This window comes from Dactylosporangium sp. CA-092794, assembly GCF_050948465.1.
GTDB lineage: Bacteria > Actinomycetota > Actinomycetes > Mycobacteriales > Micromonosporaceae > Dactylosporangium.
In genome coordinates this window covers 10,795,682-10,818,419 of record NZ_CP192044.1, presented here as the reverse complement: position 1 = coordinate 10,818,419, position 22,738 = coordinate 10,795,682, and the positions used below count along the sequence as shown (strand labels likewise).

16 protein-coding genes are annotated in these 22,738 nt (G+C 72.9%); 6 read left to right on the top strand and 10 right to left on the bottom strand.

The genetic code is table 11. From position 1 onward, the window contains the following. Positions 1-570 precede the first annotated feature (570 nt). Together ACQPXD_RS46655 and ACQPXD_RS46650 are read right to left on the bottom strand one after the other, a co-directional pair. Positions 571-3,126, bottom strand: coding sequence for an Hsp70 family protein (locus tag ACQPXD_RS46655; protein ID WP_432829971.1), 2,556 nt, complete (start codon positions 3,124-3,126; stop codon positions 571-573). Positions 3,127-3,163: 37 nt separating this feature from the next. Beyond that, entirely contained in the window at positions 3,164-3,874 is a 711-nt protein-coding gene (locus ACQPXD_RS46650; protein WP_432829969.1) for a hypothetical protein, read from the bottom strand. A gap of 1,046 nt (positions 3,875-4,920) precedes the next feature. Between ACQPXD_RS46650 and ACQPXD_RS46645 the strand changes: the two genes are divergently transcribed. Next, positions 4,921-6,498, top strand: a complete 1,578-nt coding sequence (locus tag ACQPXD_RS46645; protein WP_432829967.1) for a cellulose binding domain-containing protein — start codon at positions 4,921-4,923, stop codon at positions 6,496-6,498. A gap of 49 nt (positions 6,499-6,547) precedes the next feature. On the opposite strand, the gene ACQPXD_RS46640 is transcribed toward ACQPXD_RS46645, so the two are convergent. Beyond that, positions 6,548-7,618, bottom strand: a complete 1,071-nt coding sequence (locus ACQPXD_RS46640) for an alanine racemase (RefSeq protein WP_432829965.1) — start codon at positions 7,616-7,618, stop codon at positions 6,548-6,550. 161 nt (positions 7,619-7,779) lie between these two features. On the opposite strand from ACQPXD_RS46640, the gene ACQPXD_RS46635 reads away from it, so the two are divergent. Further along, positions 7,780-8,304, top strand: a complete 525-nt coding sequence (locus ACQPXD_RS46635; protein ID WP_432829963.1) for a DUF4142 domain-containing protein — start codon at positions 7,780-7,782, stop codon at positions 8,302-8,304. A 78-nt stretch (positions 8,305-8,382) separates the two neighbouring features. Here ACQPXD_RS46635 and ACQPXD_RS46630 read toward each other — a convergent pair whose 3' ends face one another. From ACQPXD_RS46630 to ACQPXD_RS46620, 3 genes are all read right to left on the bottom strand, one after another. Further along, positions 8,383-9,729, bottom strand: coding sequence for a DUF1996 domain-containing protein (locus tag ACQPXD_RS46630; protein WP_432844210.1), 1,347 nt, complete (start codon positions 9,727-9,729; stop codon positions 8,383-8,385). Between the two features lie 254 nt (positions 9,730-9,983). Next, positions 9,984-11,342: an FAD-dependent oxidoreductase gene (locus tag ACQPXD_RS46625; RefSeq protein WP_432829961.1), complete on the bottom strand. Its 1,359-nt coding sequence runs from the start codon at positions 11,340-11,342 to the stop codon at positions 9,984-9,986. A 72-nt stretch (positions 11,343-11,414) separates the two neighbouring features. Further along, a complete protein-coding gene (locus ACQPXD_RS46620) occupies positions 11,415-12,620 on the bottom strand; it encodes a glycosyltransferase (protein WP_432829959.1) in 1,206 nt (401 codons plus the stop codon). Positions 12,621-12,974: 354 nt separating this feature from the next. Between ACQPXD_RS46620 and ACQPXD_RS46615 the strand changes: the two genes are divergently transcribed. After that, complete coding sequence (locus ACQPXD_RS46615; protein WP_432829957.1) at positions 12,975-13,172, top strand: hypothetical protein; 198 nt, start codon at positions 12,975-12,977, stop codon at positions 13,170-13,172. 62 nt (positions 13,173-13,234) lie between these two features. On the opposite strand, the gene ACQPXD_RS46610 is transcribed toward ACQPXD_RS46615, so the two are convergent. Then, on the bottom strand, positions 13,235-14,482 hold the full coding sequence (locus ACQPXD_RS46610; RefSeq protein ID WP_432829955.1) for a LeuA family protein: 1,248 nt from the start codon (positions 14,480-14,482) through the stop codon (positions 13,235-13,237). An 812-nt stretch (positions 14,483-15,294) separates the two neighbouring features. Between ACQPXD_RS46610 and ACQPXD_RS46605 the strand changes: the two genes are divergently transcribed. The 3 genes from ACQPXD_RS46605 (at position 15,295) to ACQPXD_RS46595 (ending at position 19,491) form a co-directional block, all read left to right on the top strand. Then, positions 15,295-16,548, top strand: coding sequence for a citrate/2-methylcitrate synthase (locus ACQPXD_RS46605; protein WP_432829953.1), 1,254 nt, complete (start codon positions 15,295-15,297; stop codon positions 16,546-16,548). A gap of 81 nt (positions 16,549-16,629) precedes the next feature. After that, complete coding sequence (locus ACQPXD_RS46600; RefSeq protein ID WP_432829951.1) at positions 16,630-18,696, top strand: M3 family metallopeptidase; 2,067 nt, start codon at positions 16,630-16,632, stop codon at positions 18,694-18,696. A gap of 240 nt (positions 18,697-18,936) precedes the next feature. Further along, positions 18,937-19,491 carry a hypothetical protein gene (locus ACQPXD_RS46595; protein WP_432829949.1) on the top strand — a complete coding sequence of 185 codons (555 nt, stop codon included), beginning with the start codon at positions 18,937-18,939 and terminating at the stop codon, positions 19,489-19,491. A gap of 40 nt (positions 19,492-19,531) precedes the next feature. Here ACQPXD_RS46595 and ACQPXD_RS46590 read toward each other — a convergent pair whose 3' ends face one another. The 3 genes from ACQPXD_RS46590 to ACQPXD_RS46580 are packed head-to-tail and all read right to left on the bottom strand — an operon-like array spanning position 19,532 to position 22,737. After that, positions 19,532-20,419, bottom strand: a complete 888-nt coding sequence (locus ACQPXD_RS46590; RefSeq protein WP_432829947.1) for a methyltransferase domain-containing protein — start codon at positions 20,417-20,419, stop codon at positions 19,532-19,534. 40 nt (positions 20,420-20,459) lie between these two features. After that, on the bottom strand, positions 20,460-21,188 hold the full coding sequence (locus ACQPXD_RS46585; protein ID WP_432829945.1) for a phosphatase PAP2 family protein: 729 nt from the start codon (positions 21,186-21,188) through the stop codon (positions 20,460-20,462). Positions 21,189-21,234: 46 nt separating this feature from the next. Beyond that, the gene (locus tag ACQPXD_RS46580) at positions 21,235-22,737 is read right to left on the bottom strand and encodes an RICIN domain-containing protein (protein WP_432829943.1); all 1,503 of its coding nucleotides are present in this window, start codon (positions 22,735-22,737) and stop codon (positions 21,235-21,237) included. Between the last annotated feature and the right edge of the window lies 1 nt (position 22,738).

Below are 22,738 nucleotides of genomic sequence, written 5' to 3'. Positions count from 1 at the left end.
ATCCTCATATGTCGGCCAATCGATCGGCAGTAAGTCTCCGTGATCATGCACGTTGCCGCGGTCGCACCACGGGTTTGCCATGATCGCGGAGACATTTGGTACACGGGGGTACATGTTCACTCCGTGATCACGAAAATCCGATGGTGTCGGTGGCGGGTCCGGCATGATCGCGGAGACTTCTGGTCGCAGCGGGCGTCGGGTTAGCGCTCGCCGCGATCGGTAGCAGCGCAGCAGATCCCACCGGCAGCAGCGCTCGATGCGCGGCCCGCTGCACGAGCCCGCCGGGCGGGCGCGGCCTGCTGGACGGGAGGGGTGCCGGCTGGACAGTGCGGCGCTGGTTTGGACGGGCGCGGCGCGGCCCGGCTTGGGCGGGCGCCGCCTGCCCCGGACGCAGGCGCGGCCCCGCGCTGGACGGGTGCGGCGCTGGCGTGGACGGGCGCGGCCCCGCCCTGGACGGGCGCGGCGCTGGACGGGCGGGCGGGGCGCTGGACGGGCGGGCGGGGCGCTGGACGGGCGGGCGGGGCGTAGCGCTGGACGGGCGGGCCGGTGTGGGCGCGGTGCCGCAAGCGGTCAGGTGGACGTCGGTCTCGGGCAGGTCGAGGGCGGGCAGCTCGCCGAGGCGCTGGCCGAGGGCTTCGGCTCCGAACCGACCGTGAGTGTGACCGTGCCGTTCTTCGCCACCTGCTTCTGCGCCTTGGGATCCTGCGCGAGCACGTGGCCCACGTCGTCGGCGTCGTCCGCCGGGCGGTACTTGGTGTTCACGGTGCCGGTGAAGCCGTGCTCCTTGAGCTCCTCCTTGGCGTACTCCAGTTGCAGCCCGATGAGGTTCGGCATCGTCACCGTCTCGGTGCGGTTCGCGGTCGCGGTTGCCGTCGCCGTGTGGTCGGGGGTGGTGGTCGCCGTGTCCCCGCCCGCCCCGACGTCGCCCTGCCCGGCCTGGCCGCCCGCGTCGGCGCTCGTCCCGTCGGTCGCCGTCGACGCGTCCGCCGATGGCGACTGGCTGGACGCGGCCGGCTTGCCGTTGTTGAGCTGGACCAGGTAGATCGTGGTGCCGGCGCCGGCCAGGGCCAGCAGCGCCACCACGACCAGCAGCGCGTTGAGCAGGTTGCCCCGCCCCCGCCGCTTCGTGGCCACCGAAGCCGCGGGCGCCGCCGGGCTGTGCGGGCGTACCGCCGGCTGAACCCGCTCGTCGTAGACCGGAATGACCCGGCTCGCCTGCCCCGGCGACACCGGTGCCCCGGGCATGGCCATCGGCGGCGGCACATAGCGCGGCCCCGCCGGCGGCGGCGTCACCTGCGGGTAGTGCCCCGTCTGGTACACCGTCCCCTGCCCGCCCCTGGGTGGCCCGGAGACCGGCGGCGCCGAAACCGGAACCCCGGCCTGCCCGAACACCGGGCCGGCCCCACCGGCCGCCGCCCCATACGCCGCCCCCGAGCCCGGCGCCGCCCCCGAGCCCGGCGCCGCTCCCGCGCCCGGCGCGGCGAACGGCTGCGCCCCCGACGGCGCCGCACCGTATGGCGGCGCGCTCGACGGCGGGGCAGTGAACGGTGGCGCGCTCGAAGGCGCCGCACCGTATGGCGGCGCGCTCGACGGCGGAGCAGTGAACGGTGGAGCGCTCGACGGCGGGGCGCTGTACGGCGGTGCGAACGGCTGTGCGCTCACGGGCGCGGCGTCCGCTGGTGGTCCCGAGGCAAAGGCGGCGGGCTCCGCCCCGAAGGCGCCGACGGCACCGGCCCCCGCACCGGCAGCGCCCACCCCTGCGCCGGCGGCGCCAACGAGCCCGGCCGCGGCGGCGTCAACGGGGGCCGGCCCCGCCGTGGCAGCGGCCGTCGTTGCCGCAGTGGCCGCCGCGAGCGGAGTGGCCGGAGTGGCCGGTGGGGCATCGGCGGTGGAGGGCGCCGTGGCCATCGAGGCGTAGGGAGCCGCGGCGGCGGCCGCGGCCGGCCACAGCGGCCCGCCGGGCTGGCCCGCGGCCGGGTCGGCGGCCGGCGCCGCGGTCAGCGACAGCAGGCAGCCCTCGGCCACGACGACCTCGGGCTGCTCGGTGATGGTGGGCGCGACCCCCAGGGCCCGGTGCAGCATGGTCGCCACGAGCGGGATGCGGCTGCCGCCACCGACCAGGAGCACCCCGGCCACGTCGTCGGGGGCGACGCCCGCCTGGCGGATGAGCGCGGCCGTGGTGAAGACCGTCCGCTCCAGCAGGGGCTTCGCCGCCGCCTCGAACTCGTCGCGGGTCAGCTGGGCGTCGACGTCGAGGGGAGCGGGCATTTGCAGTACCACTGCGGGGGCCCGTGACAGCATCTCTTTCGCCACGCGGGAGTCGTGCCACAGCATCCGCCGGTGGCGCAGGGACTCGGCGTCCTGCGCGTCGGCGAGGCGGGCCCACAGCTCGGGGTTGCCGGGCGAATACCGCTCGGCGAGCCACTGCACGATCGTCGCGTCGATGTCGAGCCCGCCCACGTCGGTGAGCCCGTCGACGGCCACCGCCTCGAACCCGGCCGGGCGGCGCAGGATGACGCTCGCGTCGAACGTGCCGGCGCCGAGGTCGTACACCACGAGGGCCTTGCCGGTCGGCACCTGCTGGCCGAGCACGGCGGTGAAGGCGTGCGCGGCCGCGACCGGCTCCGGCACCAGCAGCGCCTCGCCCAGCCCGGCCCGGCGCGCGGCCTCGGCCAGCACGGCCCGCCGCGCCGTACCCCAGCCGGCCGGATGCGCCAGCGCCACCGAGAAGTCGTCGGACCCGGCGACCCGCCGCGCCTCGGCGAAGACGTGCCGCAGCACCGCCGCGATGAGGTCGGTGACGGCCACCTCGCGCGCGCCCAGCAGGATGCCCTGGTCGTCGATGTGCTGCTTCGGGTTGGGCTCCAGCCCCGCCGGATCGAACCGCGCGTGATGCAGCGCGTCCCCGCCCACAACCAGGTCGTCAACCCCGGAACCCGGCGCAGCGGAGCCGCCGGAGGGGGTCGCGGCCGCGGCCGGACCGGGTTTGGTCGGAGCGAAGACGGCGGACGGGAGCAACGGGTTGGCATCGAACAGCAGTGGCCTGACCCGCCCGTCGGGCCAGCGCATCAGCGCCACCGTGTTCGAGGTACCGAAGTCGATCCCGAGCCCGAAAGCCGGTGACATGTCCTTCATCGTAGTTGGGTCGGCGTCGCCCGTTCGATCACGTTTCGGACCGTAGCGGTCGCAACTCGGACAGTTCGCGATAGGCCTCCAGGCGGACGGCCGTGCGCCCCGCAACCTCCGCGAGCGGGTCCGGCCCGGCCTCGGGCACCGGCTCGAGCCCGCTCACCAGTAGCTCCCGCACCCGCTCGGCCCGCTCGTGCGTCCGCAGCGACGCGGCCAGCCGCCCGAGCGCCACGACCCGCGCCGCGAACACCGCGTCGAGCTCACGCAGCCGGTCGGCCACCGCGTCGTACCGCTCGTCGACCTCGTCTCGCAGCCGCCCGCCCACCAGTTCCGCCCGCACCGCTTGCAGTTGCCGCGCCTGCAGGGAAAGCCGCGCCCGCGCCGCGATGAGCTTCGCCAACTGGTACCCGGTCCGCGCCAACGTCGGCCGAATGTCGGCCGGCTCCGCCATCGCGCCCAGCGAGGGCCAGCACCGCCGGATCTCACCCAGCAGCACCGCCGCGTCGTCCCACTCCCGCGCCCGAGCCCCCACGAGCCTGATGCCATTGCGGCTTCGGTACCGCCGGAAGCCCTCGACCGCCACCGCCAACCCGACGGCCACCAGCAGCCCGGCGAGCGGCGACCATACCCAGAGCCCGAACCCGGCCGGCGGCAACAACCACACCCACCAGGGCGCCGGCGTCGGCCCCGACGGGTCGGCGACGACGCGCGAGGTCGCCATCCGCCGGTAGTCGTGCCGCCCCATCGGCACATCATGCCCCACCGCCCGCCGCTCCGCGCCCGCCCCAGCCCACCCCGTTCCGCGCCCGCGCCCGTGCCGCGCCCGCGCCCGTGCCGCGCCCGCGCCCGTGCCGCGCCCGCGCCCGTGCCGCGCCCGCGCCCGTGCCGCGCCCGCGCCCGTGCCGCGCCCGCGCCCGTGCCGCGCCCGCGCCCGTGCCGCGCCCGCGCCCGTGCCGCGCCCGCGCCCGTGCCGCGCCCGCGCCCGTGCCGCGCCCGCGCCCGTGCCGCTTCGCGTGGCCGCCCTGTGCCGGCGTCCGCGTTGCTCCGCGTCCGCGCCTGCCCGTGCGGTGGTGCCCGACGCGCAGCGGCCAGAAGTCTCCGGGATCATGCCGCGCCCGCCTTCGACACCAACGGTTTTTCATGATCACGGAGTGTCCATGTACACCCGTGTACCGAAAGTCTCCTGGATCATGGCAAACCCGGGTATCGCCACGGCGGGCATCATGATCACGGAGACAAACGTCCGCCCCGGCGGCACCGATCGGATATTTCGCCCAAGGGGCGAGATATCCGCAACGCCCGCACCGCTCAGGGGCTGTCTCGCGTTGGGCCGCACCGCCGCACCGCCGCACCGCCGCACCGCCGCACCGCCGCACCGCCGCACCGCCGCACCGCCGCACCGCTGTGCTGCCGCACCGCTGTGCTGCCGCACCGCTGTGCTGCCGCACCGCCGTGCTGCCGTGCTGCCGTGCTGCCGTGCGTGGGCCGCCCGGGGCGGCCCGATGTGCTGGGCCGATCAGTCCGTGGCGGCGGCACGCGACGCGACCGGCTTGCACAAGCGGGCATATACGAAATGTCGGATATATCCGGCCACGAAGTGGCTGGATATATCCGGAAATACCCCCAAGAGGGCCGAGAGAAGGCGTCGGTGGGCGGCACGAACAAACCCGTGCGGCGCGCTGCCCTGCGCAAGGGGCGGCTCCGGGCGGTACCAAAGCCGAGGATTGACTTTCAGTTAACTTTCTTTATCGTTGTGCCTCAATAGACCCTGTCTTTCAGCAGGAGGCAGTGATGAGATCCCGACTACGGCTCGTCCTGGCCGCGGCGGTGGTGCTGGCGACCGCCGGCGGCATCGCGGCGATCACCACGCCGGCGCAGGCCGCCGGTTCGCTCACCGCCACGCTCACCTACGACTCGGACTGGGGCAGCGGCTACCAGGCCAAGTACACGATCACGAATGGTACGGCCGCCACCGTCACCTCGTGGAAGGTCGAGTTCGACCTGCCGTCGGGCTCCACGCTCGGCAGCTACTGGGACACCCTGGCCGGCCAGAGCGGCAACCATGTCACCGCCACCAACCGGGACTACAACGGCACCGTCGCGCCCGGGGGATCGGCGAGCTTCGGGTTCATCGTGACCGGGTCCGGCAAGCCGGCCAACTGCAAGCTCAACGGCGGCTCCTGCGCCGGCGTGGCCGACACCCAGGCGCCCACCGCGCCGACGAACCTGCGGGTGACCGGCACGACGTCGAGCAGCGTCAGCCTCGCCTGGGGCGCGTCCACCGACAACGTCGGGGTCACCGGCTACGACATCTACCGGGCGGGGACGCTGGCGGCCTCGGTGACCGGCACGAGCGGTACCGTATCCGGCCTGTCGGCATCGACGAGCTACACGTTCACGGTGAAGGCGCGCGACGCGGCCGGCAACGCCTCCGGGGCCAGCAACCAGGTCAGCGCGACCACCCAGGCCGGCGGCGGTGGGGGCGGGGGCACGGCGCTCGCCGTCGCGCCGTACGTCGACATGGGCGCCTGGCCCACCCCGACGCTGACCGACATGGCCACCGCGGGCAACCTCAAGAACTTCACGCTCGCCTTCGTCAACAGCGCGGGCTGCAAGGCGTCCTGGTTCAACGCGTACGACCCGCGCGCCGCGTGGGCCAAGGACCAGATCGACGCCATCCGCGCCCGCGGCGGCGACGTGAAGATTTCCTTCGGCGGCGCGAGCGGCATCGAGCTGGCCCAGGCCTGCTCCACCCCGGCCGCGGTCGAGGCCGAGTACCAGGCGGTCGTCGACGCGTACAGCCTCAAGTACATCGACCTGGACATCGAGGGCGCCGCGGTCGCCGAGCCGACCACGATCGCCCGCCGCTCGCAGGCCCTGGCCCTGCTGCAGTCCGCCCGCCCGAGCGTGAAGATCTCGCTCACCCTGCCGGTCCTGCCCGAGGGCCTGACCAGCGACGGGCTCAACGTGGTCCGCTCGGCCCGCGACGCCGGCGTCAACCTGGACCTGGTCAACATCATGGCGATGGACTACCAGCGTTCCAGCGGCGACTACGGCAACTTCGCGGTGCAGGCCGCGCAGTCGACGTTCACCCAGCTCAAGGGCCTGTACCCGAGCAAGACCGACGCCCAGGTGTGGCGCATGCTCGGCGTGACCCCGATGCTCGGCAAGAACGACGACGGCGGTACCTACGACCAGAACGACGCCCGCCAGCTGGTCTCCTTCGCGCAGACCAACCACCTGGGCATGCTCGCGTTCTGGGAGGAGACCCGCGACCGCAACGCCTGCACCGGCGCGCTGTACATGTGCACCAACATCGCGCAGTCGCCGTACGAGTTCTCGAAGATCTTCGCCGGCTACACGGGCTGACCCGGCAACCGGCCGCGCGGACGCCACGACGCCCGCGCGGCCGGTCTTGTCAAGAGAAGCGAGAGCCGCCGCGGGTGATGACGTACTCGTCGTCCCACCGGGCGAACGCGGAGCACGGGTGCGAGATGCCGAGCTCGGCCACGTCGCCCACCCGCAGCCCTTGCGCCCCGGTCACGACCGCGTGGTGGTCGAACAACGCCGTCACCTCCGCGCCGGGGGCCGAAAGCAGCACCGGCAGCCCCGCGTCGTGCGGCAGCTCGCGCTTGCCGGCCCCCAGCACCACCATGCCCGGCTCGGGCGCGGACAGCACCACGGCCCGGATCGTGATCGCCGGCACCAGCCCGGGGATCGGGCTCACCCGGGCGTACATGCCGTGGTCGTGGGTGACGTAGCAGCCCGAGCGCAGCAGCACGGTGCCGCGCTCCGGCCGGGCCGCCACCACCCGGTCGGGGAACACCGAGCCGCCCATCGAGAAGACCGGCGCGTCGGTCTCGTACAGCTCGGCCAGGTCCGCGAAGACGCCGGCCGTCCGGCGGCAGTGCTCGTCGACCGCCCGCAGGGTGGCGTCGTCGCGCGCGGCGGCCACGACGCCCTCGTAGCCGGCCACGCCCACGAGCCGCAGCCCGGTGCTGGCGTGCACGAGTTCGGCCAGGCGGCGCGCGTCGCGCGGGTCGCGGACGCCGGTCCGCCCGCCCGCGGTGCCGACGTCGACCATCACCCCCAGCCCGCGCGCGGAGGCCGCGAAGGCGCGCCGCGCCCGCTCCACGCCCTCGGCGGAGTCGACCAGGCAGACGATCTCGGCGGCCTCCTCGCCGTCGATCCAGCCCCGGAGCCGCTCCAGCGCCGCCGGTTCCACCACCTCGTTGGCGATGAGCACCCGGCGGTACCCCCACGACAACACGACGCCCGCCTGTCCGACGGTGGCGACCGTGAGCCACGCCGCTCCCGCCGCCACCTGGCGCCGCACGATCGGCTCGGACATCGTCGTCTTGACGTGCGGGGCGAGTCCGACCCCGCGTTCCGCGCACCAGGCGGCCATCACCGCGATGTTGTGCTCCACCGCGGCCATGTCCACCGCCATGTGCGGATACGTCTGGCCTGCAGAGGTGGTGTTGATCATGTTTTGGTACTCCCCGGTCGCTCCATCCGGCCCTGAGCACCTGTAGCACGTCGCCACCCGGCGGACACCATTGCCAGCCGGCGAGGGACCCGGTTTGCAACCCGAGGGGGAGTTAGCCGGCGGCACGGGTGGAGATCAAGGGGGAGCGAAGGGAGGTTGTCATGCGATTGCCGATGCTTGCGGTCGTGGCGCTCAGCGGGGTAGCGGTCGGGGCGGTGCCCGCCTCGGCGGCGCCGGCGGCACTGTCGGCGCAGGACTCCGCGTTCGTGGCGGCGGCCGGATACGGCGGAAACTTCGAGGTCGCCGGCGGCGAGCTGGCCCAGGCCCGGGGCGGCACGGCCGACGTGAAGGCGTTCGGGCAGCGGATGGTGTCCGACCACACCAAGGCGAACACCCGGCTCGCGGCGCTGGCCCGGCAGAACGGCGCGAGCGTGCCGGACCTGCCGGACTCGCAGCAGCAGAACATCCTGAAGGCCTGGTCGCGGCTGAACGGCAAGGAGTTCGACTGCTCCTACGTGCCGACCGAGTACCTCGACCACGTCGCCACCATCGGGGTGTTCCAGGACCAGGCGGCGCACGGCAGCAACGCCGACCTGGTGCGCTTCGCCAAGGACACGCTACCGACGCTGCAGGAGCACCGCCGGATGATCTCGATGTCGCTCAGCGAGCTCGACTGCGGGCCTTGAGCGGCCCGGACGCGGACAGGCCCGCCCGGGGTGACCGGGCGGGCCTGCCGTGTGGGAACTCGAGGGTGGCTGAGGTGGTTAGGGCAGGACGTAGTTCTCGTTGAGGGCGGCGCCGCGGTCCGGCTTGTACTGGTCGAAGCCGCGCGGGTCGCACTGCAGGCCGCCGTTGATGCAGTGGTCCGACAGGGCCTTCAGCGTCGGGACGTCCCAGGCGTTGTAGACGTCGTAGTGGAACGAGTAGCCGCGCCCGCTGGAGAAGTGGACGTTGGCCATGTTGCCGCTGACCGGCCACGCCATCTTGAACTCGATCATCGGCACCGCGACCGGGTGGTCGGACGGGCAGACGCCGACGACCGGGTAGGCCATGTGGCTCTTGTGGTCCGGCGTGTCCAGGTGCAGGCCGTCCCAGCAGCTCGGGGCCTGGAAGCGCACGTTGAGCTGGCTGCCGGCCACGCAGTTGGCCGGGATGTCCCACTGGTTGGTGAGGTCGCCGCATTCGAAGCCCTCGACGTGGCCCGGGTGGTTCTGGAACTCGGCCTGGGTCGACGACGGGCTGCCGACGACGTAGCGCAGGCCGGGCGGGAACGGCCGGACACTGCGGTAGTCGATGACGCCGCTCTTGTAGTAGATGACCTGGCGGCCGACCGGCTGCACGGCCTGGTCGCCGTTGAGCAGCGTCGGCATCCAGTAGGCGCTCTTGTCGCCGGGCGTGATGCACGCGGTGCCGCCGGCCTGCAGCGAGGCGAGCGTCGTGTTGGCGTTGGTGGTGGTGTTGCCCATGAACGTGTGCGAGTGCGAGGCGCCCGGCAGGCCGAAGAAGACGATCGGGTCGTCGGGCAGGTTGGTGCGGCTGACCGAGCAGTTGGCCTGGAACTCGTGGTGGGTCGTCGGCGGGTTGGTCGGCGGCGGGGTCGCCGTCGAGGGCACCACGCCGGTGACGGGCGGGTTGGCCATCACGTAGCCGGGGCCGTCCGTGGGCGGCGGCGTGCTCTGCAGCGTGCCGTAGACCTGGAACTCGTAGAGCGAGTAGCCGTAGCCGGTGCCGCGCTGCGTGCCGTACAGGCGCACGTAACGGCCGGATCCGTTGACGTTGAGGGTCTGGGTGCCGCCGGTCGCGGTGGTGGTGCTGTAGATGTCCGTCCAGATGTTGCCGTCGGGCGAGGTCTGGATCTGGAAGGCGCGGGCGTAGGCCGCCTCCCACTGCAGCACGACCTGGCTGACCGTGGCGGTGGCGCCCAGGTCGACCCGCAGCCACTGCGGGTCGCTCCACTGGCTGCTCCAGCGGGTGGACGTGTTGCCGTCGAACGCGGCGGAGGCCGGGGTCTCGCCGAGCTCGCTCGAGGAGGCCAGCGCCGGGCGGCTCTGCGACAGCAGCGTGCCGGTGGCGGCGTTGGCGGAGGTGATCTGGAGGGCGCCGACCACCATCGACGCGACGACCGCGGTGGTGACGCCGACGGGGATCACGATTCTTCTGAGCCGTCTGGTTCTCAAGTGCAGCTCCCAGGGGTGTGGGGCGGGTGCCGTTCGCCGGTGGCGGACCGGCCGGAACGCTCTCGGAGAGCGCTCTCCAAATGTTGCGCCCGCCGACCCCTCCCGTCAATACGTGGCGCATGCCGGGTGCTGCTAATTACGGACGAATCGGGCGGATTACCGCCCCTGATGGAGAGCGCTCTCCCCGGTTAGGCCAGGCCGGTGGCGGTGATGCGCGACGGACGCGGGTGCGCGGCGGCCCCGTCCAGGGCCCACAGGTCGTGGCCGGCGCCGTGCCGCACGTTCTCCGCCGCGAGCAGGCCCATGAGGATGCTCTGGCCCTGGTCGGCGTACCGGAACGCGCCGTACCGCCCGATCACCTGCAGCCCGCCGAGGCGCCGCACGTGGTCCTCGACGAGCCGCAGGTGCCGGCGGTAGCCCCGGCGGTACACCGGATGGCTCTTGGGGACCCGGAGCACCTCGCCGTCGATGATCTCCGCGGGCCGGACCAGGCCCGTGGCCGCGAGCTCGCGGCGGGCCAGCGCGACGCACCGGGCGTCGTCCCAGCGCCAGAACTCCTCGTCGCCATTGCAGCGGTACTCCAGGGCGAGCACCGTCTCGCGCTCGCCGTGGCGCATCGACGGCACCCAGTTGTCGAAGTTCGTGATCCGCACGGTGCGCGGGCCGGGGCCGGGCACGTCGATCCACGTGTCGGGGAAGACCGACTCGGCCGTGGTGCGCAGGTACACGACGACGGTGTTGCGGAAGGTCAGCTTCGCGTTGGCGGCGGCGACCGCGGGCGGCACGTCCGGCAGGCGGCCGGCGAGCAGGGTTAGCGGCATCGAGGAGACCACGTGGTCGTACTCGTAGATCTCGGCGGTGTTGAGCTGCACGCCGGTGACCCGGGCGCCGTCGAGGACGAGGCGGGCGACGGGCGTGTCCAGGTGTACCCGTCCGCCCTGCTTCTCCACGAAGTCGCACATCCTGGCGTAGACCTCGCCGGTGCCCTGCCGCGGATGGGGGAACTGCTCGCCGCCGCCGCGCAGGCATCGCCCGGCGAGGCCGGCGTCGAGCTCCTCCGGTCCGATTCCCCAGAGTTTTTCGGGGTACTTCGCCCAAAGGCGCCGGTAGAGTCGCTCGCCGAAGCGCGAGACGAGCCACGACTCGAGGCTGTCGGCGGCGTCGCGGGCGCGCGGGCGCAGGCGCTGCCGCGCGTAGCCGGCCAGGCAGCGGGCCGCCTCCAGGGCGCCGAGGTTGCGCAGTGCGTTGCCGGCCCGCAGCGGGTAGTCGTAGAGCCGGCCGTCGACGAGCACGCGGGTGCGCCGGGCGACCATCTCGTAGTCGCCGCCGATGACCTCCAGCCACAGCTCGTTGACCCGCGGGTCGGAGCTTTCGAAGCGCTGCGGCCCGATGTCGACGGTCTGGCCCCACAGGTCGATCGAGCGGGCCATGCCGCCGACACCGTCGGACGCCTCGTAGACGTCGACGTCCGCGCCCGCCCTGGCCAGGCAGTACGCGGCCGTCGCACCGGCCGGGCCGGCACCGATGACAGCAACGCGTTCGCTCATGCGCGGTACGCTACCGATCGACGCCACTGTGTAGTCGAAGGCGCACGCAGCGTTAGACCGGAAGGGTGTCGATCACAACCGCTGCGGTACCCGCAGACCCAGGTCGCGGTGCGCTCCGTCGATCACGCCGGCGTAGGAGGCGATCATCCGGGTGTGGCTGAACCGCTCCCGGCTGCCCAGGAGCATCGGGGTGAACTCCGCCCGCCGGCGCACCGCCTCCGACCAGGCCGCGCTGATCGCCTCCGGCTCCGGCGCGGTGATCAGCCCGTGCCCGGCCACGATCGGCACGGTGTCGCCGACGTCGGTCGACACCGGCACCGCGCCGCACATGGCGCCCTCGATCAGGCACAGCGGCGCCGCCTCGCCGCTGACCGAGGTCAGCGCCACCACGTCGGTGGCGGCGTAGACGGCCTCCATGTCGCGGCGGATGCCCAGCAGGTGCAGGCGGTTGAGATACCGCGGCTCGTCGTCGAACAGGTCGTTGAGCAGCCCGCACAGCTCGATGTTGGCGGTCGTCATGCCGGCGCCGCACATGAGCACGTGGCCGGCCGGCTCCCGCTCCAGCCAGCGGCGCGCGGCGGCGAGAAAAAGCGGGACGTTCTTCATCGGGTCGTACCGCGCGGCCAGCGTGACCACCGACGCCTTGGCCGGCACGCCGAGCGAGCGGCGCAGCGCGGCCCGCCGGCGGACGGGCACCGGCTGGAACCGGGTCAGGTCCACGCCGTTGGGGATGACCTTGAGCAGGCTCGACGGGATGCCGGCCGCCTCGTAGGCGGACCGGGTCGACTCGGCGCAGCAGATCGCCGCCGCCACCCGCCCGTCGGCGACGGCGGTCTTGAACTCGGCCAGGGCGCTGCCCTGGTTCTGCGGGTCGGAGCGGTGCAGGCAGACGATCACCGGCTTGCGCGGGAACCCGGGCTGGTTCACCAGCCGCAGCGGCTGCTCCTTGAGCGACAGGATGATGTCCGCGCGCCGCGCGTGCGCGACCGCGGTGGCGACCTCGGCCGCGCTGAACGCCTTGCGGGCCGCGGCGCCACCGCCGATGCGGCGGCCCAGCGACCGTACCTCGACGCCGATCGCGCTCAGTGAGCGGTAACTGGCGTCCTCCTCCATGCGCTGCAGGATGGTCTCGCGGCGCATGGCGCTGTAGAGGCTCAGCACGGAGTGCTGGTGAGTGCCTCCGGTGTGCAGTCCGGCCACAACGGTGGTGTGCAGGGCCCGGGCGCCGCCGGAGAAGAACCCCTCATAGATCGACATCACGCGCAGTTGGCTTGTCACGGGCAAATCATGACCCGCCCCGCTCGGTCTGTCAGGTCGAAACGGCGTTTCTGCGGTGAACTGTGCGTTTCGCGGAAATCACGGATTGGGGTTGGACTCCATTCGTTGCGCTGAGTATCGTCGGCGACCCGCTCGGTGTCCAGTCGGCTGGCCCGCAGGTGGCCGATTGACCGATGTCAAATCCGGAAATTTCCGGTTTTGCCTAGCGTTAGCCGCAGGGGCGGCGATATCGTACCCGCCACGGAGTGTGTCGATTTCGGGCGTACTGTCCATAGTGGATCGTTCAATTGGCGGACCTCTTCGCTCCCGCTGGCCGGGTAGGTAGGGCCGGGCGGCGCGGATAGCTTGGCCCGCATGGCGAACACGCATCGCTGCGGCAGGCACGTCGTCCTGGCCAACCCGGCCTCCCAGATCCCGATCTGGATGGACTGCGCCGTGCACCGGTTCACGCCGATGCAGGTCACCCGGCGATTCACCGATCTCGTGGCCCTCGAGTTCTCGCACGAGGAGACGCTGCGGCTCGGCTGGATCGTCGAGCACGCCATGCTCTGACCCGGCCTCGCCTTTCCCGCTTGCCGTCCTCGGTGCCGCAGCGTCGAGCCGCTTGCCGGTGATCAGGGGCGGTCGTCGAGGTAGCCGGGGTAGAGCAGCGCCAGCTCGCGCGGGTACGCGGCGATGAGCCGCAGCTCGTCGTCCGTCAGCGGCCGGCCGGTCGCCGCGTTGCACAGCTGCACGAGCTGGAACGTCAGCGCCTCCTCGCTCACCTCCACCCCGAGGTCGTCCATCACGTGCCGGAAGCCGGCCAGCCCGCCGTACTCCCCGGTCAGCACGATCCGCCCGGCCCGGGCGTGGCGGTCGGCCGGGAACGGGCCGAGCAGCTCGTCGTCGTAGAGCTCGTAGTTGCGGTGGTCCTTCAGCGCCCCGTCGGCGTGGATGCCCGACTCGTGCGCGAACGCGTTCGGCCCCACGCCGGGCTGGTTGTTCGGCAGCGGCTGGCCGAAGGCGTACGCCGCCCACCCCGCGAACCGCCGCGCCCACGCCAGGTCGAGCGGGTCGCCGATCTCGGCCCCCTCGGGCACCCCGAACCCGTGGCGCAGCGCCAGGATGCAGGCGACCAGGTCCGCGTTGCCGGACCGCTCGCCGATGCCGTTGACGCAGGTGTTGATCCACGCGTCCTGCCCGGCCGCCAGGTCGCCGAACGCGCCGGCCAGCGAGTTGGCGACCGCCATGCCGAGGTCGTTGTGGCAGTGCGTCTCCACGGGCATGCCCACCGCACCGGCCAGCTTGGCGAACCGCTCCCCGATCCGCCCGGGCGTGTCGCCGCCGATGGTGTCGCAGTAGCGCAGCCGGTCCGCCCCGGCCTCGCGCGCCGCCAGCGCGAACTCGGTCAGGAACCCCTCGTCGGTGCGCGACCCGTCCTCCGCGTTGACCCCGACGGTCTGCGCCCCGGCCGCCTTGGCCGCCCGGACCGCGGCGACCATCTCCCGGATCAGCGCCGCCCGGTCCAGCCGCCCGCGAAACTTGTTCTGCAGCATCTGGTCCGAGGTCGATATCGACAGGTTGTAGTGCCGCAGCCCGAGCGGGGCCGACCGCTCCACGTCGCTCGCGACCGCGCGGCACCACCCCGACAGCCGCAGCTCCCCGAATGCCCCGGCCCGCTGCAACGCCACCTGCGCGCGGACATACGGCACCTCGTGGAACAGGAACGGGAACCCGATCTCGGACTGCGCCACCCCCAGCCGGCCCAGATAGAAATTCACCATCGTCTTGCCGAACTTGGACAGCCCGGTCCGGGCCGTCTGCACCCCGTCGCGATTGGTGACGTCGAGGAAGTGGATGCGCGGCTTGCTTACGGTCGACATGCCATCCACATTGACGACATGGACAAAGAAGTGTCAATGTTGACTAAAATCAACATTGACCAGTCAACATCGCAGCTCAGCCCTCGCGCGCCTCGACCTCGACCTCGACCTCGCCGCCCGCCGCCCGCCGCCACAGCCGGAAGCGGAGGCCAACCCGCCGCCGACGGCGGCGCGCGGAGGGCGGCGCGCGGAGGGCGGCGCGCGGAGGGCGGCGCGCGGAGGGCGGCGCGCGGAGGGCGGCGCGCGGAGGGCGGCGCGCGGAGGCGGCGGGGCGGCGCGAGGCGCGTGGAGGCGGAGGGAGCGGCGCTCGACGGCGGGGGCGCTCGGAAGGGGCGGCGGCGCTCGGAAGAGGGGCGCGGGGGCGGCGTGCAGGGGAGGGAGCAGGACATGGAGGTGGGAGAGGTGGGAGCAGCGCGCGGAGACCGGATGTATGTCTCCGTGATCATGATGCTCGCGGTTGCCGCACACCGGGTTTGCCATGATCCCGGAGACTTTCGGTACACGGGTGTACATAGACACTCCGTGATCATGAAAAACCGTTGGTGTCGATGCCGCGTTGCGCATGATCGCGGAGACTTCCGGTCGCTGCGGCGTGCACCGTCCGGCGGGTGGGACGTGATCGCCGGCCGTGCCCCGCGTACGGCGCCTGACGCGCAGGCCGGGCGCCACCACCACCAGCCACCGAACCGACCGCCGCCTCGCAACAACCGCCACGATCAAGCGCCGGCCACCTCATACGCCACGCCGGCAGACGTGACCCCGGGGGAGAGCACAGCGGAAATGCGGAGAGACAAGAAGTGGAGCGACGAGCGATGAGCGGCTGGATCGGGGCCGACGAAGCGGCGCGGCGGCTGGGGGTCAAGCCGGCAACGCTGTATTCGTACGTGAGCCGGGGCGTGCTGACCCGCCGCAAGGCGGAGGACGGCCGCAGCGTGTTCGACGCCCGGGAGGTCGAGCAGTTGGCCCGCAAAGGGCGGCCCCGCCGGCGGCCGGGCGGCAACGAGCTGGTCATCGAGTCCGCGGTGACGCTGCTCGGCGAGGACCGCCACTACTACCGCGGCCGCGACGCCATCGAGCTCGCCGGGGGCTGGCAGGTGGAGCAGGTGGCGACCTGGCTCTGGTTCGGGCTCGAGCCGCCGGCGTTCACCCTCGACGTCGACCCGTGGCTGGGCGACGACGAGGCCATCACCGCGGCCCGGCACGCCCAGCGGGCGCTGCCGCGGGCCGTCCTGCGGCTCGAGCGGCTCCAGGCCATCGTCGCCGCGCTGGCCGTGGCCGATCCCGTGCGGCTCAACCTCGAGCCCGCGGCCGTCGCGACCGTCGGGCAAGGGATCGTCGCGGGCATGGTGGACGCGCTGCCGGAGCGGGACGAGTTCGACGATCCGCCGCCGCCGCGATACCTGCCCGTGGCGCCGGGGGTGATGCGGCGCGACGACACCGTGCACGGGCGGCTGTGGCGCAAGCTGGCCGGGGAAGGGGCCGACGAGCGGCTCATCGACGTGCTGCGCTTCGCCATGGTGCTGCTCGCCGACCACGAGCTGGCCGCCTCGACGCTCGCGGCGCGGGTGGCCGCCTCGGTGCGGGCCGATCCGTATGCGGTGGTCACCGCGGGGCTCGGGGTGACCGGCGGGGCACTGCACGGCGGGGCGTCGCTCGCGGTCGAGTCGATGCTCGCCGAGATCCGGTCGCCCGGACTGGCGTCGTACGTCATGGGCGAGCGGCTGCGCCGTGGCGAGCGGGTCCCGGGGTTCGGGCACGCCGTCTACCGCTCCGGGGACGCGCGCGGAGACGCGCTGCTGGAGCGGATCCGGCGGGCGGTGCCGGACCATCCGCGGCTGAAGGTCGCCGACGCGCTGCTCGACGAGGCGCGCCGGCGGCGGCTGCCGGCGGTCAACGTCGACTTCGCGCTCGGGCTGCTCACGCACCTGGCGCAGATGCCGCGCGGGGCGGGGGAGGCGGTGTTCGGCGTCGCGCGGACCGTGGGATGGCTGGCGCACGCGATGGAGGAGTACGCCAAGCCGACCCGGCTCCGCCTCCGCGCCGCGTACACCGGACCCCTCGAATAGACCCTTTGCGATCCCTGATACCGCTCGTCCGAAAGATTGCAGGGGAGGTGGCCGGAGGGGGAAGGCCGATACAGTCGGTAGGTGACCACGGACAACCCGTTCTTCGCGCCGAGCGATCTGCCCTACCAGCTGCCCCCCTTCGACCGGATCGACGTCGAGCACTATTTGCCCGCCTTCGAGCGGGGCATGGCCGAGGAGCGCGAGGAGATCGCGGTCATCGTCGCCAACCCCGAGCCGCCCACGTTCGACAACACGCTGGTGGCGCTCGAGCGCTCCGGGCGGATTTTGCAGCGCGTCTCCGCGGTGTTCTTCACGCTGACCAGCGCCGACACCACGCCGCGGCTGCAGGAGATCGAGGCCGAGGTGGTGCCGAAGCTGTCCGCACACAGCGACGCCATCATGCTCGACGCCGGGCTGTTCGCGCGGATCCGCAGCCTCTACGAGCGCCGGGAGGAGCTGGGCCTGGAGCCCGAGCCGGCCTGGCTGCTGGAGCGGTACCACACCGAGTTCGTCCGCGCGGGCGCCGAGCTGTCGGCCGGGCAGCACGTGCGGCTGCGGGAGATCAACGCCGAGCTGGCGGCGCTGGCCACCGACTTCGGCAACCTGGTCCGCGACGAGATGAAGGCCAGCGCGGTGGTCGTCGACGACGCCGCCGCGCTCGACGGGCTCTCCGCGGACGCGATCGCGGCCGCCGCGGTGGCCGGCGCCGACCGCGGGCTCGAGGGGCGGTATGCGCTCAACCTGATCCTGCCCACCGGCCAGCCGCCGCTGGCCGCGCTGCACGACCGGGCGCTGCGCGAGCGCCTGCACACCGCGTCGGTGACCCGCGGCGCGCGCGGCGACGAGCGGGACACGACCGGCATCGTGCTGCGCATCGTGCGGCTGCGCGCCGAGCGGGCGCGGCTGCTGGGCTTCGAGCATCACGCGGCGTACAACATCTCCGACAACACCGCCCGCTCGGTGCCGGCGGTCGAGGAGATGCTGGCCAAGCTGGTGCCGGCGGCCACCGCCAACGCCGCCGCCGAGGCCGAGGACCTGCAGGCGGTGATCGACGCCGACGGCGGCGGGTTCACGCTGCAGCCGTGGGACTGGGCCTACTACACCGAGCGGATCCGCCGCGAGCGGTATGCGATCGACGAGGCCGCCCTGCGCCCGTACTTCGAGCTCGAGCGGGTGCTGCGCGACGGCGTGTTCTTCGCCGCCGGCGGGCTCTACGGGGTGCGCTTCGAGGAGCGGCCGGACCTGGGCGCCTACCACCCGGACGCCCGCGTGTTCGAGGTGTTCGACCGCGACGGCGGGCCGCTCGGGCTCTACGTCGGCGACTTCTTCACCCGCCCCTCCAAGCGCGGCGGCGCCTGGGCCAACGCGCTCGTGCCGCAGGCCCGGCTGTTCGGCACCGCGCCGGTCGCGGTCAACAACCTCAACATCAACCGGGCGCCCGACGGCGAGCCGACGCTGCTCACCCTCGACGAGGTGCGCACGCTCTTCCACGAGTTCGGTCACGCGCTGCACACGTTGTTTTCCCAGGTGTACTTCCCGAAGTTCGCGGGCACGCGGGTTCCCCGGGACTTCGTGGAGTACCCCTCCCAGGTCAACGAGGTCTGGATGCTTTGGCCGGAGGTGCTGCGCAACTACGCGCTGCACCACCGCACCGGCGAACCCCTGCCGCAGGAGGTCGTGGACCGGCTGCAGGCGGCGGAGCGGTTCAACAAGGGGTACGCCACGACGGAGTACCTCGCGGCGACCCTGCTCGACCTGGCCTGGCACACGCTGACCCCGCCGGAGGCCGACGCCGTCGAGGACGCGATGGCCTTCGAGGCGGCCGCCCTGGAGCGGGCCGGGGTGGCCACCCCGTTCGTGCCGCCGCGCTACCGCACGCCGTACTTCGCGCACATCTTCAGCGGCGCCGCCTACAGCGCCGGCTACTACTCGTACATCTGGAGCGAGGTCCTCGACGCCGACACCGTCGACTGGCTGACCGAGCGCGGCGGCCTGCGCCGCGACAGCGGCGACGCGTTCCGCGACGGCCTGCTCGCCAAGGGCGGCAGCGCCGACTCGATGGAGGTCTACCGCGCCTTCCGCGGCCGCGACCCGCTGATCGAGCCGCTGCTGAAGCGGCGGGGCCTGACCGGCGACGCGAGCCGGTGACGCTCCGTGCATTTCCTTAGGTTTTTTTAAAGCTCGGATTTACCCGGGGGATCCCATCTTTCGGTGGGGGCGCCGCGTTCGTAAGCTGTCGCGGTGCGTGGCGCCACCCCCCGGCGCAGGCGCGCTGCCGCACGTCGTCTGCACATCAGCAGAATGGCGCTGCTTGCCGCGGTCAGCCTGGTCGCCTCATTGATCAGTGTCGGTGTGTCGTGGGCAATTTTCCCTGGCCAGCCGGCTCCGGTGGCCGACGACACCAGCTTCGACTCGGCCAAGTTCTACGAGACCCACGCCCGGGCCAACGCCGCCCGCGGCGTCGCCCAGGCCGCCCTGCCCGGCGCCTCGCTGGTGCCGAAGCCGGTGGCCGGGCTGGACCAGGCGCAGACGAACAACGCATACATCGTCGTCGAGGTGGCCCGGCAGATGGACCTGCCGAAGCGGGCCATGGTCGTGGCGATCGCGACCGCCCTGCAGGAGACCCAGCTGCGCAACCTGGCCAACCCGAAGGTCGCGGCGTCGATGAAGCTGCCGCACGAGGGCACCGGCACGAACTACGACTCGGTGGGCATCTTCCAGCAGCGGGTCAGCATCTGGGGCACCCCCGAGCAGCTCATGGACCCGGCGTTCGCCTCGGCGAAGTTCTTCACCAAGCTGACCAAGGTCAGCGGCTGGCAGCAGATGAGCATCACCGGCGCCGCCCAGGCCGTCCAGCGCAGCGCGTTCGCCAGCGCCTACGCCAAGCACGCCACGAACGCCCAGAAGATCGTCGACGAGCTGACCGCCCTGACCGGCGACTAGCCTCAGCGCGGCGGGATCCGCCAGCGCCGGGCCGGTGCCGTTAGTGTGCGTGGGCGAGGACGGCGGCGCTCAGCCCGCCGGTGAGGGCCGGGATCTCGTCGCCCGGGGCGTAGTCGAAGCGGATGCGCACCTCGTCGCCGGTCAGCGCCTCGATCGGCGCGGCCAGCGGCACGACGAGGTAGTTCATCGTCCAGTCGACGCTGCCGGGCGGGGCGTAGGTGAGCGCGAGCAGGTTCTTGGTGACGATCCGCACCGCGTTGATCAGGGCGGGGCGCTCGGCCACGAACGTCAGGTCGGCCGTGCACCGCGACGGCAGCGGGTCGGCGTAGAAGAACTGCTGGTACACCTGCGGCGGGGCGGCCTCGACGGTGCGCGGCTGGACGCTCTGCGGCAGCTGGAACACCGGCGCCGGCACCGGGTAGCCGAAGTAGGTGAAGTCCTGCTCGACCGGCTGGACGGCCTGCACGCACGCCTCCGGCAGGAACCGGGGCGGCGGGCCGCCGACGTGGCGCAGGTAGCGGCGCTTGAACGCGCCGATCACCTCGACCTGCCGCTCGCGCAGCAGGCCCACGTGCAGCATCTCGCACAGCACCAGGTCGACGCGCTCCTCGGGCAGGTAGTCGCGGGCGTCGGCGTGCAGGATCGTGACCGCGTCGCCGGCCGCCGCGCGCAGCGCCGCCCGCGCGGTGGCGAACACCCCCGGATCGCGCTCGATCGCGGTGACCCGCGCCCCCTGCCGGGCGGCGAAGAAGCTCAGCACGCCGGTGCCGGCGCCGAGGTCGAGCACGTGCATGCCGGGGCGGACCGCGCTCGCGATCGCCTCGGCGAAGGCCCCCATCCGCCGCTCGTCGGCGAGCAGGACCGACTGGTACTGCAGCGGGATCACGTCGGCCGGGAACCCGGCGTGCTCGGCGTCGAGGCGGCCCATGCGCACAGGGTAGCCGGGGCGATGCGGCTCGCAGTGGGAATCAGTGCAGGTCGAGGCCGTCCCAGCCGGCGTACCCGCGCAGCGCGGCCGGGCGGCGGCGGACCGTCAGGTACAGCCAGGCCGCCCCGGCCAGCCCGGCCCCGGCGAGCGCGTCGACCACGTAGTGGTGCCCGGTCAGCACCACCGAGGCGGCCAGCAGCGCGGCGAGCCCGGTCCCGGCCAGGCGTGCCCAGACGCCGCGGGCCGCGGCGCCGATCGCCAGGGCGATGATCAGGTCGCTACCGGCCCGCAGGCTCGGCAGGGCGGCGAAGTCGCTGCCGGCGTCCGGCGGCGTCACCGGATACACCAGGAGCACGATCAGCGCGGCCGCGGCGCTCACCAGCAGCGCGTCCCGGGCCACGTAGTAGAGCCCGGCGTGGCGGCGGGCGAGCCAGACCAGCACCGCGCCGGCCGCCACCCAGTGACCGTAGGTGTAGAGCCACTCGAACGCGGACGCCACCGCCGGCCGGGCGCTCACCCCGTCGCGCAGTGCCGCCACCGCGCCGCCCAGCCCCGCCGAGCGCTCCAGCCCCGCGACGTCGCGCGCGTGGTCCAGCGCCCGGGTGTCGGCCGCCTCGACCGCGCCGCGAACCAGGAGGTACCCGGTCACGGCGCCCAGGCCCACGAGCGCCTGCCGGGCGAGTGGGACCCGCGCCGCGGGTGCCTCGCACGTGATGGTCATGGGCTCAGCCTCGTCGATGCCGGCCGCGCTGCCATCCAGGCGATGCACCGACCCGACCCTGAAATCCGCGACCGGGGCGGCCCCTACGGGAAGGTCACCGCTCGCCGACGTTCTTCAGCGGGGACGGGTCCTCGATGTTGGCCGGTGCGTTCCACTTCTGCAGCTTCGAGCCGTCGCACGAGGCCACGACCAGCTTGCTGACCGTGGTGCTGCCGTAGAAGATGTCGGTGGTCGGCAGCTTCGGGTCGTCGAGGTTCGCCGGGCTCAGACAGCTGCCGTTGTGGTCCTTGATGACGTAGCTCGCCCCGTAGGTCGGCTCCTGGTAGGACACCGTCCACATGGTCGACGCGTCGGTGGTGGCCGGGCAGACCTTCACGATCACGAAGTGCGACGCGGCGCCGGGCTCGGCGGTGGTCAGGCAGTAGGTCTTGCTGCCGTCGGAGGTCTTGATCTGGCCCTGGGCGCTGCCCGTCCCGGTGCCGGTGGCCGGGATCGTGTACCGCTGGTTCCAGCCCACGTCGAGCGGGTTCGGCGCCTGCTTGCACGGCCACACGATGAGGTAGCCCAGCGACACGTTGAAGTTCGTCACGTCGACGCACCGGCCGAACTGCTTGAAGTTGACCAGCTGGTACGGCGGCCCGGCCGCCCCCGCGCCGACCGACGCCTCGGGCGCGAAGATGCCGGTGTTGCCCGACGCGCTGCCGCACGCGATCAGCTCGACGAACGCGCCGGCCGTGCTCGCGGACTTCGCGTGGAAGCACAGGCCGCCCAGGCCGGTGCCGTCGGTCTTGGTGCTCTGGAAGTGCGAGCTGTCGTCGATGCTCCAGCGCTGGTAGTACGGCACCGTCGGCGACCCGCACGGCCGGAACTGGATCAGCGTGCCCGAGCCCGGCGTCGCGCCGGAGTCCAGGCACATGCCCAGCGGGTTCGCCGACGTCTTGGAGGAGACCAGCTGCAGCGTCAGGTTCTTGGTGTAGGCGAACGTCTGCCGGGGCGCGCCCGCGCTGCACGGCTGGGTGGTGAGGATGGTGTCGACCGCCGGCGAGCCGGAGCCCGCGTCCAGGCAGTAGGTGCCGCCCTGGAAGCGGACCAGGCCGCCCTCGACGTTCTCGTTGGTGAACCGGAACACGTAGGTCGCGGTGAGCGTGCGCGACGCGATCGGGTCGAACGGATCGCCGGCGTCGCCCTGGACCGTGCCGGTCGACGTGATCACCGCGTAGGACGGCACGCTCACCAGGTGCGCGGACCGCGCGGCGCACGGCATCGCGGTCTTCGTCGCGTCCTGGAACTGCACCGACACCCGGTAGCGGCCGGGCAGCCCGCCGCCGACCACGCCCAGCAGCGGGTCCGCGGCCGGCAGGCACAGCAGGTTGGCGATGCTGCCGGCCGACGCGCGGACGCTGCCGATGACGACGTCGATGCCGGCCTGCGCGGCGTGCACCGCCTTGGCCCGCTCCACGGTCTCCGCGGTGACGCGCAGCTGCGTGATGATGACCGGGACCATCAGGGTGCTCAGGGAGGTACCCACCAAAGTGAGCATCATGGCGAGGGGCAGGGAGCCGTCGTCGCGCCGGCGGCGGGGCAGGAACCGGATCATG

Bases quoted from the DNA above. Each gene is read 5' to 3' on its own strand.
- ACQPXD_RS46590 (WP_432829947.1), bottom strand. From the start codon at position 20,419: ATGGGCCGCCTCGACGCCGAGCACGCCGGGTTCCCGGCCGACGTGATC.
- ACQPXD_RS46625 (WP_432829961.1), bottom strand. From the start codon at position 11,342: ATGAGCGAACGCGTTGCTGTCATCGGTGCCGGCCCGGCCGGTGCGACG.
- ACQPXD_RS46635 (WP_432829963.1), top strand. From the start codon at position 7,780: ATGCGATTGCCGATGCTTGCGGTCGTGGCGCTCAGCGGGGTAGCGGTC.
- ACQPXD_RS46630 (WP_432844210.1), bottom strand. From the start codon at position 9,729: ATGGTGGTCGGCGCCCTCCAGATCACCTCCGCCAACGCCGCCACCGGC.
- ACQPXD_RS46640 (WP_432829965.1), bottom strand. From the start codon at position 7,618: ATGATCAACACCACCTCTGCAGGCCAGACGTATCCGCACATGGCGGTG.
- ACQPXD_RS46645 (WP_432829967.1), top strand. From the start codon at position 4,921: ATGAGATCCCGACTACGGCTCGTCCTGGCCGCGGCGGTGGTGCTGGCG.
- ACQPXD_RS46650 (WP_432829969.1), bottom strand. From the start codon at position 3,874: ATGGGGCGGCACGACTACCGGCGGATGGCGACCTCGCGCGTCGTCGCC.
- ACQPXD_RS46605 (WP_432829953.1), top strand. From the start codon at position 15,295: ATGAGCGGCTGGATCGGGGCCGACGAAGCGGCGCGGCGGCTGGGGGTC.
- ACQPXD_RS46655 (WP_432829971.1), bottom strand. From the start codon at position 3,126: ATGTCACCGGCTTTCGGGCTCGGGATCGACTTCGGTACCTCGAACACG.
- ACQPXD_RS46580 (WP_432829943.1), bottom strand. From the start codon at position 22,737: ATGATCCGGTTCCTGCCCCGCCGCCGGCGCGACGACGGCTCCCTGCCC.
- ACQPXD_RS46610 (WP_432829955.1), bottom strand. From the start codon at position 14,482: ATGTCGACCGTAAGCAAGCCGCGCATCCACTTCCTCGACGTCACCAAT.
- ACQPXD_RS46615 (WP_432829957.1), top strand. From the start codon at position 12,975: ATGGCGAACACGCATCGCTGCGGCAGGCACGTCGTCCTGGCCAACCCG.